This window comes from Mesorhizobium sp. M7A.F.Ca.CA.004.06.1.1 (assembly GCF_003999135.1).
Taxonomy (GTDB): domain Bacteria; phylum Pseudomonadota; class Alphaproteobacteria; order Rhizobiales; family Rhizobiaceae; genus Mesorhizobium.
In genome coordinates this window covers 1-595 of record NZ_RZPQ01001375.1, presented here as the reverse complement: position 1 = coordinate 595, position 595 = coordinate 1, and the positions used below count along the sequence as shown (strand labels likewise).

The 595-nt window shown below is 69.6% G+C and carries 1 pseudogene; it reads left to right on the top strand.

What is annotated here, in order from left to right:
• A pseudogene (locus EN906_RS36425) lies at positions 1–595 on the top strand (DNA mismatch repair protein MutL); the annotation flags it as partial.

Genomic DNA, 595 nt, shown 5'->3' with positions numbered 1-595 from the left:
CTTCACGCTGGCCGGCTCGGACCGCTCGACGCTGGAATTGCCGGCGGCGGATGACAGCGCGGAAGGCAGCCTGCGCCGTGTCGCCCAGGTGATGGGCACCGACTTTCCCGACAATTCGATTGCCGTCGATGCGATGCGCGAAGGCGTGCATCTGACCGGCCACGTGTCGATCCCGTCCTTCACCCGCGCCAACGCGCTGCAGCAATATGCGTATGTGAACGGCCGCCCGGTGCGCGACAAGCTGATCGCCGGCGCCATACGCGGTGCCTATGCCGACGTCCTGCCGCGTGACCGCCATGCGGTGACGGTGCTGTTCCTGACGCTCGACCCGGCCATCGTCGACGTCAATGTCCATCCAGCCAAGGCCGATGTGCGCTTCCGCGATCCCGGCCTTGTGCGCGGATTGATCGTCGGTGCAATTCGACAGGCACTGGCCGATGCCGGCGTCCGCGCCGCCACCACGGGTGCCGCCGGCATGATGGCCGCGTTCCGGCCAGGGGCCGCATCCTACGGCCACGGCGGACCGGCAAACGGCCACCGCAGCCACGACGCGGCCTACCGCGAGTCGGGCCCGTCCGGCCTCGATCCCGTCCGG